The 10,531-nt window shown below is 71.4% G+C and carries 8 protein-coding genes and 1 pseudogene; 3 read left to right on the top strand and 6 right to left on the bottom strand.

Features of this window, described 5'->3' with window-relative positions; genetic code table 11:
- Together ACWDBB_RS34220 and ACWDBB_RS34215 are read left to right on the top strand one after the other, a co-directional pair.
- Positions 1–82 (top strand): annotated as a pseudogene (locus ACWDBB_RS34220) (ABC transporter ATP-binding protein); the annotation flags it as partial.
- Positions 83–139: 57 nt separating this feature from the next.
- Positions 140–2,704, top strand: a complete 2,565-nt coding sequence (locus ACWDBB_RS34215; protein ID WP_449793307.1) for an ABC transporter permease — start codon at positions 140–142, stop codon at positions 2,702–2,704.
- A 101-nt stretch (positions 2,705–2,805) separates the two neighbouring features.
- On the opposite strand, the gene ACWDBB_RS34210 is transcribed toward ACWDBB_RS34215, so the two are convergent.
- The 6 genes from ACWDBB_RS34210 to ACWDBB_RS34185 all read right to left on the bottom strand — a co-directional run bounded on the left by ACWDBB_RS34210 (position 2,806) and on the right by ACWDBB_RS34185 (position 8,621).
- Complete coding sequence (locus ACWDBB_RS34210; protein ID WP_392871586.1) at positions 2,806–3,417, bottom strand: DUF4232 domain-containing protein; 612 nt, start codon at positions 3,415–3,417, stop codon at positions 2,806–2,808.
- 229 nt (positions 3,418–3,646) lie between these two features.
- On the bottom strand, positions 3,647–4,492 hold the full coding sequence (gene efeU, locus ACWDBB_RS34205) for an iron uptake transporter permease EfeU (protein WP_449793306.1): 846 nt from the start codon (positions 4,490–4,492) through the stop codon (positions 3,647–3,649).
- Positions 4,493–4,540: 48 nt separating this feature from the next.
- Positions 4,541–5,842, bottom strand: a complete 1,302-nt coding sequence (gene efeB / locus ACWDBB_RS34200) for an iron uptake transporter deferrochelatase/peroxidase subunit (protein WP_449793305.1) — start codon at positions 5,840–5,842, stop codon at positions 4,541–4,543.
- Between the two features lie 116 nt (positions 5,843–5,958).
- Positions 5,959–7,107, bottom strand: coding sequence for an iron uptake system protein EfeO (gene efeO / locus ACWDBB_RS34195; protein WP_449793304.1), 1,149 nt, complete (start codon positions 7,105–7,107; stop codon positions 5,959–5,961).
- A gap of 129 nt (positions 7,108–7,236) precedes the next feature.
- Positions 7,237–8,061: an ABC transporter ATP-binding protein gene (locus ACWDBB_RS34190; protein WP_449793303.1), complete on the bottom strand. Its 825-nt coding sequence runs from the start codon at positions 8,059–8,061 to the stop codon at positions 7,237–7,239.
- Between the two features lie 158 nt (positions 8,062–8,219).
- The gene (locus ACWDBB_RS34185) at positions 8,220–8,621 is read right to left on the bottom strand and encodes a GNAT family N-acetyltransferase (protein ID WP_449793302.1); all 402 of its coding nucleotides are present in this window, start codon (positions 8,619–8,621) and stop codon (positions 8,220–8,222) included.
- Positions 8,622–8,780: 159 nt separating this feature from the next.
- On the opposite strand from ACWDBB_RS34185, the gene ACWDBB_RS34180 reads away from it, so the two are divergent.
- Positions 8,781–10,376 (top strand): M4 family metallopeptidase, encoded by a 1,596-nt coding sequence (locus ACWDBB_RS34180; protein WP_449793301.1) that lies wholly within the window; start codon positions 8,781–8,783, stop codon positions 10,374–10,376.
- The last annotated feature ends 155 nt before the right edge of the window (positions 10,377–10,531 follow it).

Below are 10,531 nucleotides of genomic sequence, written 5' to 3'. Positions count from 1 at the left end.
CGTCGACGAGCTCCACCACCCCACCGCCGACACCGTCCTGGACCGCATGCGCCGCTTCGACGCCAAGGGCCGCACCAGCTGACACACCGGCAGCCCGGCAAGCACCCGTCCCCGAGTACCCCAGGACTGACAACCCCTCATGTTCCGCACCGCACTACGCAATGTGCTCGCCCACAAGGGCCGGCTGCTGATGACGGTACTGGCCGTCATGCTCGGCACCGCCTTCGTGGCCGGCACGCTGGTCTTCTCCGACACCGTGGGCAACGCGCTCAGGACCCAGAACTCCAAGAGCTACACCGACATCGCCGTCACGGTCAGCGACAGCGAGGCCGCCGGCCGCGCCTACGGAGGCCATGACCAGGCCACCACCGGCCCGACCCTCACCGAGGAGACCCGGACGAAGGTCGCCGCGCTGCCGGGCGCCGCCGAGGTCCGCGGCGTGGTCAGCGGCTTCGCCGGCATCGCCGACAAGAAGGGCGCGCTGATCGGCAACGGCTTCTCCACCACCGGCACCAACTACGTGCCGGGCACCGACGGCAAGGACCCGCGCTACCCGCTGGTCGAGGGCCGCGGCCCGAAGGACGCCACCGAGATCGCGCTGGACGCCAGGACGGCCGAGAAGGGCGGCTACAAGGTCGGCGACACCGTCCGGGTGGCGGTCAACGGCCCGGTGATGGAGCTCAAGCTCACCGGCACCGTGCACACCAACGACCCGCGCGTGATGGCCGGCGGCTCGTTGGCCGCCTTCGACACCGCCACCGCCCAGCGGCTCTACCTGACCCCGGGCCGCTTCGCCCAGCTGGACGTCAAGTCGAAGCCGGGAACCGACGACGCCGCGCTGCTCGCCGCCGTCAGGCAGGTCGTCCCGCAGGACGGCATGATCGAGACCAAGACCGGCCGCGAACTCGCCGCCGAGCAGGACCGGATGATCAAGCAGGCCACCCGGTTCCTGAACACCTTCCTGCTGGGCTTCGCGGGCATCGCGCTGTTCGTCGGGATCTTCATCATCGCCAACACCTTCTCCATGCTGGTCGCCCAGCGCACCAAGGAGCTGGCCCTGCTGCGCGCCGTCGGCGCCACCCGCCGCCAGATCACCCGCTCGGTGCTGATCGAGGCGCTGCTGGTCGGCCTGACCGCCTCGGTGACCGGCCTGCTGGCCGGCATCGGGATCGCCGTCGGGCTCAAGGCGCTGCTCAACGGCCCGATGGACGCCAACCTGCCGGACGGCCCGCTGATCGTCGCGCCGAGCACGGTGATCACCGCGATCGTGACCGGCGTGCTGGTGACGGTCGTGGCCGCCTGGCTGCCCGCCCGCCGCGCCTCCCGGATCGCTCCGGTCGCGGCGATGAGCTCGGTCGAGCAGCCCGCCACCCAGAAGGGCCTGCGGGTCCGCAACACCATCGGTCTGCTGTTCTCCGTGGCCGGCGTCGCCTCGCTGGCGGCCGGTGTGGGCGGCAAGGAGGTCAAGCTGGTCGGCCTCGGCGCCGGTGCGCTGCTGATCGGTGTCTTCGTGCTGACCCCGCTGCTGTCCCGGCCGCTGATCGCGCTGCTCGCCCCGCTGCTGCGCGCCGTGTACGGCGCACCGGGCAAGCTGGCCCAGGAGAACGCCGTCCGCAACCCGCGCCGCACCGCCGCCACCGCCGCCGCGCTGACCATCGGCGTCACCCTGATCACCTCGCTGACCGTGATCGGCGCCTCGGTGAACCAGGCCGTGGACAAGGCCACCGCGACCGACGTCAAGTCCGACTACACGGTCGCGATGCAGAACTTCTCGACGCTCTCCCCCGAGGTCGCCGCCCAGATCGCCAAGGCCCCCGGCGTCAGCGCGATGAGCGCCCAGCGCACCGTCCCGCTCACCATCGGGCAGGGGCAGGAGGACAGTGAGTGGGTGACCGCGGTGGACGCCGCGACCATCGACCAGCTGGCCACCGTCAAGGTCAAGGAGGGCTCCGCGGACGCCCTCAAGCAGGGCAAGCTGCTGGTGAGTTCGGGCCGTGCCGAGCACGCCGGCTACAAGGTCGGCGACACCCTCGCCGTCACCTACCCGGACGGCGCCAAGGGCTCGCTGACCGTCGGCGGCATCCTGGAGGCCAACTCCGCGATGGCCGGCATCGTCGCCCCCGAGGCCGTGGTCGGCCCGCACGCGCTGCCCGGCTCCGGCCTGGACAAGGTCCTGGTCAAGGGCGTCGACGGCCCGACCGAGACGCTGAAGCAGGCACTACGCGACGCGACCGGCGGCAACCCCCTGATCGCGGTCAAGGGCCAGAAGGAGATCAAGGCGGAGAGCCGCCAGATGGTCACCGACATCCTGAACATCATGTACGGGCTGCTCGGCATGTCCGTGGTCATCGCGGTGCTCGGCGTGGTCAACACCATGGCGATGTCGGTGTTCGAGCGCCGCCGGGAGATCGGCATGCTGCGGGCGGTCGGCCTGAACCGGCTCGGCATCCGCCGGATGGTGCGGCTCGAGTCGGTGCTGATCGCGCTGTTCGGCGGGCTGGTGGGTGTCGGCCTCGGCATCCTGGTGGCCTGGGCCGGCGTGCGGACGCTGGCGGACAGCCTCAAGGGCATCACCACCGTGGTGCCGCCGGTGCAGACCGTCGGCTTCCTGCTCGCGGCCGCCGCGATCGGCCTGCTGGCCGCGCTCTGGCCGGCCCACCGGGCGGCGAAGCTGGACATCCTGGACTCGATCAAGAGCCAGTAGCGGCCCGCCGGTAGCGGTCCGGGAGTACGAAGCCGGGAGCCCCCGGAGCGGTTCCGATCGAACCGCCCCGGGGGCTCCGTCGTGTCGTCAGCCGCGGAACGTCAGTTGAACAGGACCTTCTCGTTGTTCGGCTGCAAGGTGCCGGTCGTCAGCCCGGCGGCCGAGACCAGCAGCTGGCCGGCCGGCTTGCCGTCGGTGCCGAGCACCTCGGCGGTGACCGGCGTGGTCTCGTCCGGCGCGGTGACCTGGAGGCCGGTGAGCACGTGGCAGCTCGCGTCCGACTTGTCGCAGGCGCTCCACTTGAGGCCCGCGTAGCCGGACTTGTTGGGCTTCAGGGTGACCAGCACCGCCGGCCCGGGGTGCGCGTCGCGGTTGGCCGCCAGCGCGTCCGGGCTGTTGTCGGCCTTCAGCCCGCCGAAGCCCGGGTAACCGTACAGGGTGCAGTTGTGGTCGCTCTTGTTCTTGATCGTCAGCATGGCCGAACCCGCGCCCTTGAGCTGCACGGTGGCGGTGATCTCGTCGCTCTTGCACCGCGAGCCGGCCGCCTGACCGGCCATCGGGTCGCCGGGGACGGTGGCCCCGGCGGCGCTCGCCTTCGGGTCTCCCGGCTTGTCGTCGGTGTACTTCACGTCGTCGCACGCGGTCAGCACGACGGTCGCCGCGAGGGCGGCGACACCGACGGCGACTAACCTGGCAGGCCTGCGAACGGTCATGGTCCCCCCAAGGGTGAGTAATGGCATGGTGCTGTCACCCTAAGTACGAAGGCCGTGGCAGAACGGTTCCACTGGGACTGCAGCTTGTCAGAGCTGACCGTTTTCTTCCGTTTCCTGACTGATTTCGGCCGCTCATGGCGAGAACCGGCCGCGGTCATGCGAAACCGCCCCGCCCGGCGGGTGCCGGGCGGGGCGGTACGGGTGTCGACCCGGGGGTCGAACGGCCGGATCAGGCGGCCGGCTTGGCGGTCACCCGCTGGGCGGGCTTGGCCTTGTCGCCGCCGAAGAGGTTGAAGAACACGGCCAGCGTCGGCAGCAGGTAGAGCAGCCAGACCACCAGCTGGAGCACCGTCGGATCCGGCTGGAAGTTGAAGACGCCCTTCAGCAGGGTGCCGTACCAGCTGTCCTTGGGGATGGTGCTGGAGATGTCGAAGGCCACGCTCTGCAGACCGGGCAGCCAGCCGGCCTCCTGCAGGTCGTGCACGCCGTAGGCGAGGACGCCGGCCGCGACCACGACCAGCATCGCCCCGGTCCAGGTGAAGAACTTGGCCAGGTTGATCTTCAGCGCGCCGCGGTAGAACAGCCAGCCGAGCACCATCGAGGTGAGCAGGCCGAGCGCGGCGCCGAGCAGCGGGTTCCAGCCGTCACCGGTGGCCTGGACGGCCGTCCAGATGAACAGCGACGTCTCCAGGCCCTCGCGGCCGACGGCCAGGAAGGAGGTGACCACCAGGGCCGTGGTGCCCATCGCGATCGCCGCGTCCAGCTTGCCGTGCAGCTCGGTCTTCAGGTGCCGGGCGGTGCGCCGCATCCAGAACACCATCCAGGTCACCAGGCCGACCGAGATGACCGACAGCGTACCGCCGAGCGCCTCCTGGGCCTCGAAGGTGAGCTGCGAGGAGCCGAACTGCAGCACGGCGCCGAAGGCCATGGAGAGCGCCACGGCTGAGCCGACGCCGACCCACACCGGCGCCAGCCTGTCCTTGCGGCCGGTCTTGACCAGGTAGGCGATCAGGATGCAGACGACCAGGCTGGCTTCGAGGCCTTCGCGCAGGCCGATCAGGTAGTTGCCGAACACGCGGGCTCCTGGGGGGTGTAGAGGTGGGACCGGGGGAAGCGGGAGGTGTCAGCCGAACAGGGCCTGACCCCACCACTCCCCCGGCTTGCGCACGCCCGCCGGGCAGGCGAAGTGGGCGGAGCCGACGTGCTGGATGTACTCGTTGAGCTTGTCGCTCGCCGCGAGCTTCTGCTGGAGCGGGACGAAGGCCTTGCGGGTGTCGCGCTGGTAGGCGAGGAAGAACAGCCCCGCGTCCAGGCGGCCGAGGCCGTCGGTGCCGTCCGTGAAGGAGAAACCGCGGCGCAGGATCATCAGGCCGCCGTTGGCGTCCGGGTGGGCGAGGGCGACGTGCGAGGTCGCGGGCATCGCCGCCAGGTCCGGGGCGTCGTGCTCCTTGCCCTTGCCGTACGGGGCGCCCTCGCCCTTGGTGCGGCCGAAGGTGTCCTCCTGGTCCTGGAGCGAGGCGCGGTCCCAGGTCTCGATGTGCATCCGGATCCGCCGGGCGACCAGGTAGGAGCCGCCGGTCATCCACTCCGGGCCGTCGCCGGGCGCGGCCCAGACGTGGTCGGCGAGCTTCGCGGTGTCGGTGCCCGCGATGTTGTGGGTGCCGTCCTTGAAGCCCATCAGGTTGCGCGGGGTCTGCTCGTCCGGGGTGGTCGAGGAGGTCTTGCCGAAACCGAGCTGCGACCAGCGGATGTTGACGGTGCCCATGCCGATCCGGGCCAGGTTGCGGATCGCGTGGACGGCGACCTGCGGGTCGTCGGCGCAGGCCTGGACGCAGAGGTCGCCGCCGCTGCGGTTCGGGTCGAGCTTGTCGCCCTTGAAGTTGGGCAGGTCGATCAGGGCCTCGGGGCGCTTGGCCCGGAGACCGAAGCGGTCCACGCCGTCCTTCTCGAACAGGCTCGGGCCGAAGCCGATGGTCAGGGTGAGCCGGGAGGCCGGCAGGCCGAGGGCCTCGCCGGTGTCGTCCGGCGGCGCCTCCGGCGAACCGGGCACCGCGCCGGCGCCGACCTCACGGCCGCCGGTCATCGCGGCGGCCGCCTTGGTCCACTCCTTGAGCAGCTTGACCAGGGACTCCCTGGTGGCCTTCTCGGAGACGTCGAAGGCGGCGAAGTGCAGCCGGTCCTGGACCGGGGTGGAGATGCCCGACTGGTGCTCGCCGTAGAACGGCACCTCGGCGCCGACCTGGGCGGCGACCGGGACGGCGTCGTCCTGGCGGGTCGCCGCGGCGACCGAGCCGACGGCTGCGGCGCCGAGCGCGACGCCCGCGCCGGCCCAGCCGATGACGGCGCGGCGGCTGACCGCGCCCTTGGTCGCGGTGGCGTCGGCGGCGGCCGGCGTCCCGTTCTGCTGCTCGTTCTCCGCGTCCATCGGCGGGCGGGCCCTTCTCCTGTGCTGGGGACTTCTGTGCTGGCCCGCCGAGGCCGTGGGCCCGGATCGCGGGCCGCCACGGCGTCGGCGGGGTGGTACGGGGTGTGCCTGGCCGGTTACTTGACGACCACGGCGGCGGCCAGCTTCGACAGCGGCTCGCCCAGCGAGTTGACCGCGTCGGAGAAGGTCTTGCGCTCGGCCTCGGTGACCTTGTCGTAGGAGGTGAAGGTGCCGTCGGCCTGCTTGGACTTGGCGAGCAGGGCGTTGATCTCGGTGAACTCGGAGTCCAGCGTCTTGGCCAGCTCCGGGTCCTTCTCGGCGGCGACCGGCTTCAGCAGCTCGTAGGCCTTCTGGGCGCCCTCGACGTTGGCCTGGAAGTCGGCCAGGTCGGTGTGGCTGTAGCGCTCCTCCTCGCCGGTGATCTTGTTGGTCGCCACCTCGTCCAGCAGCTCCTTGGCGCCGTTGGCCATGCTGGTCGCGGTGATCTCGGCCTCGGGGATCTTCTTCTGCCAGTCCTTGAGGTCGGCGACCAGCTGGTCGGCGAGCTTCTTCTCGTCGTCGCCGATCTTCGCGTCGACCCAGAGGGACTTCTCCAGCTTGTGCCAGCCGGTCCAGGCCTGGCCCGGCTCCAGCTTGTCCTCGCGGGTGTCGGTCTTCGGGTCGATGTCGCCGAAGCTCTCGGCGACCGGCTCGGTGCGCTCCCAGCCGGTGCGCGAGGGCGCGTACAGCGACTTGGCCTTCTCCAGGTCGTCCGCCTTGATCGCGGCGGCGAAGGCCTCGACGGCCGGGATGGTGGCGTCGGCCTGCTCCTGGGCGTACTTCCGGTAGGCGTCGACGGCGGCGGCCAGGCGCGGGTCCGCCGACGCGGCGCTGCCGCCCTCACCGGTGACGGTGATCTTCTGGCGGATGCCGTCGCCGACCATGCCGGGCTTGCAGGCGATCTCGTACGAGCCGGCCTTGATCTCGGCGTTGATGCTGGCCTTGGTGCCGGGGCCGATGTTCTCGCGCTCGGTGACGATCTTGTCGCCGGCGCCGTAGACGTAGACCTCGGTGGTCTTCGAGCCCTTGTTGCTGATGTCCAGCACGACGTGGCCGGCCGGGAAGCTGGTCTTGGAGACCTCGCAGGCGGTGTCGGTCGCGTTCACCTTGACCGCGTCGGAGGAGGCCGCCTTGTCGTCCTTCTTGGACGCGCACCCGGCCAGGGTGGCGGTCGCCACGGCGAGGGTGAGCAGCGCGGCTGCGGTGGAACGGCGACGGGCGGACATGCGGGCTCCAACGGAAAGAGGCATGGGTGTGCCAAGGCGGTGCGGCCGGCCGGGGACCAGCAGACCATCATTAGCTAAGGCATACCTTACGTAAAGTCCGTTTACCGTCTACACCCACCCCCCGAACCGTTACCTTTCCGGAGTCCGGCGGGCCGCGGCCCGGGCCGTCCAGCGCCCCTCGTGGCGGCTGATCCGGATCGGGTGGCCGAAGGTCTCGCTGATCAGCTCCGTGGTCATCACCCCGTCCACCGGTCCGGCCGCGACGCACTCGCCGCCGCGCAGCAGCAGGGCGTGGGTGGTGCTCTCGGGCAGCTCCTCCAGGTGGTGGGTGACCAGCACGCTGGCCAGTTCCGGGTGCTGGTGGCGCAGCAGGTCCAGGCTGTCCAGCAGCAGCTCGCGGGCGGTCAGGTCGAGTCCGGTGGCGGGTTCGTCGAGCAGCAGCAGCCGGGGGCTGGGCATCAGCGCGCGGGCGATCAGGGCCCGGCCGCGCTCGCCCTGGGACAGCGTGGTCCACGCCGCGTCGGCCATCGCCCGCATGCCGAGGGTGTCGATCAGCAGTTCGGCCCGCTCCAGCGCCTCCGGGGCGGGCTTGCGGTGGAACTCCGGCTCGATGGTGTTGGTGTGACCGGTGAGCACCACCTCGCGCACGGTCAGCGGCGAGCGCAGCGGGTGGCGCGGGTTGACGTGCCCGAGGTGGGCGCGCAGCTCGCGGATGTCCACCCGGCCGAGCCGGCGGCCGAGCACGTCCACCTCGCCGCGGGTGGGGTGGGAGACCGCGCCGAGCAGCGCGAGCAGGGTGGACTTGCCCGCCCCGTTGGGGCCGAGCAGCGCCCAGTGCTCGCCCGGGTGGATCTCCAGGGTGATCCCGCGCAGCAGGTGCCGGCCGTCGCGCACGACGTCCACGTCCCGGGTGCGCAGCAGCGGCCCGTCGAAGTCGGGGGCGGAAGAGTTCACGGGACTCCGATCGCGGCGCCGGGCAGGGGTGCGGGCGGGGCGGCGTGCCGGGCCGGCGCCGTCCGTCCGCGTGCAGAGTACAACCGCCGGCCTGGGCCGGCCCCGGCCGTCCGAGGGGTGGACGCGCCATGACCCGGCCGCCCGGCGGGAGTTGGGCGTCAGAGCGCCAACAGCCCCGCGTCGGTGGGGCGCAGGCCGCAGGCGTCGAGGTAGAGGGGGCGCAGGTGCGGCTCGAAGTCGACGTGCAGCCAGCCGCAGCCGGCCGCGCGGGCGCCGTCGGCCGCCTCCGCGACCAGCCGGGTGGCGACGCCCCGCCGCCGGATGCCAGGGGCGACCACGGTGTCGAGCAGGAAGGCGTGGGTGCCGCCGTCCCAGGCGAGGTTGACGAAGCCGACCAGGGCGCCGTCGGCGGTACGGCGGGCGGTGACCCAGCCGAGGCTGTGCCGCTCCAGCCGGGCGAGCCAGTCGCCGGGTCGCACCGGGTGGCCGAAGCCCTCGGCGTGCAGGGCGTCGAGTTCGGGGTCGGCGAGCGGGCCGCGCCACAGGTAGTCGATCGTCACGACGGCACTGTAGAGCGCTTGTTAACTTCTGATCATTTTTTATCGACCAAGGACACGACTTGGCAAAGTTATGACCTTTCCTCTAGCTGAATCTGACTGAACCCCGTCAATCTCTGACGCAGCTCCTTTCCCTGCACAGCTACCCCCACTGGAGTCAGAGTGACCCCCACGCCCTCCTCCCGCCGTGCCCGCGTGGCCGCTGCCGTCGCGGTCGTCGCCGCCCTCGCCGGCGCCACCGTCCCCGCCGCCACGGCGTCCGCCGCCCCCGGCATGCGCGAGGCCGCGATATCCCAGGCCCGCGCCAACGTCGCCCACAACGCGGGGGTGTTCGGCTTCGGCTCCGGCCAGGACCTCGTGCTCAAGGACGTCGTGCTGGACGCCGACGGCGCCTCGCACGTGCGCTTCGACCGCACCTTCCAGGGCCTGCCGGTGGTCGGCGGCGACCTCGTCGTCCACCAGGACGCCAAGGGCCGGCTCAAGGACTCCTCCCGGGCGGCCGCCCACGACGCCGCCGTGAAGTCGACCGTGCCGAAGGTGAACGCCCAGTCCGGCGCGGCCGGCGCGCTGGCCGCCGCCCCGGGCGTCAAGGACGCCGTCAGCACCCCCGAGCTGGTCGTCTGGGCCGCCGACGGCACGCCCCGACTGGCCTGGCGCACCACCGTCGAGGGCACCGGCGAGCACGGCCAGCCGGCCGGCAAGGTGGTCGTCACCGACGCCACCACCGGCGAGCAGATCGAGTCCTACGACGCCGAGCACCAGGCGGCCGGCACCGGGAACTCCGAGTACACCGGCACGGTCACCATCGACACCACCGCCAAGTCCGGCGGCGGCTACACCCTGACCGACCCGGTCCGCGGCCACGTCACCAAGGACGCCAACAACCTCTCCGCGAGCTCGCTAAAGGCCTCCTCCGGCACCGCGTTCAACAGCACCACCAACGTCTGGGGCGACGGGAAGAAGTTCTCCTCCGACCGCTCCACCGCCGCCGTCGACGCCCACGCCAACACCGCCTGGACGTACGACTACTACAAGAACGTCCACGGCCGCAACGGCATCAAGAACGACGGCAAGGGCGCCACCGTCTTCGTCCACGTCGGCACCAAGTGGGACAACGCCCAGTGGTCCGACGCCTGCTTCTGCATGATGACCGGCGACGGCGACGGCAGCACCGACCCGGAGCAGGTGGACCTCGACACCATGGGCCACGAGATGACCCACGGCGTCACCAGCGCCACCGCCAACCTGCGCTACAGCGGCGAGTCCGGCGGCCTCAACGAGTCCACCAGCGACATCTTCGGCACCATGGTCGAGTTCTACGCCAACAACACGGTCGACACCGGCGACTACCTGTTCAGCGACCAGTCCACCCCGCCGTGGCTGCGCCGCTTCGACAAGCCCTCGCTGGACGGCGGCTCCGCCGACTGCTGGAGCAGCAGCGTCGGCAAGCTCGACGTGCACTACTCCTCGGGCGTCGGCAACCACTGGTTCTACCTGGCCGCCGAGGGCAGCGGCAGCAAGACCATCAACGGCGTCACCTACAACAGCGCGACCTGCAACGGCTCCACCGTGACCGGCATCGGCCGCGACAAGGTCGCCAAGATCTGGTACCGCGCGCTGACCGTCTACATGACCTCCACCACCAACTACAAGGGTGCCCGCGCCGCCTCCCTGAACGCGGCCCGCGACCTGTACGGCGCCGGCAGCACCGAGTACAACGCGGTCGCGGCGGCCTGGAGCGGGGTCAACGTCAGCTGACGCCCCTCAGCCCGTCGAACGGGCCGTCGTCACCGGGGAGATCGGACGGCGCCGGGGCGGGCGGCGAAGGTGTCCCGGTCGGCCGGGTCCGTCGACGCGTACCCATCGGTGGTTCGTGCTGGTCCGCGGGCATGGACCGGATCCTCCGGGAGGAG

The organism is Kitasatospora sp. NPDC001095 (assembly GCF_053598615.1).
Note: the sequence above shows the minus strand (reverse complement) of the source record. Positions and strands in the feature narration are given on the sequence as shown.

Bases quoted from the DNA above. Each gene is read 5' to 3' on its own strand.
- ACWDBB_RS34215 (WP_449793307.1), top strand. From the start codon at position 140: ATGTTCCGCACCGCACTACGCAATGTGCTCGCCCACAAGGGCCGGCTG.
- efeO (WP_449793304.1), bottom strand. From the start codon at position 7,107: ATGTCCGCCCGTCGCCGTTCCACCGCAGCCGCGCTGCTCACCCTCGCC.
- efeB (WP_449793305.1), bottom strand. From the start codon at position 5,842: ATGGACGCGGAGAACGAGCAGCAGAACGGGACGCCGGCCGCCGCCGAC.
- ACWDBB_RS34210 (WP_392871586.1), bottom strand. From the start codon at position 3,417: ATGACCGTTCGCAGGCCTGCCAGGTTAGTCGCCGTCGGTGTCGCCGCC.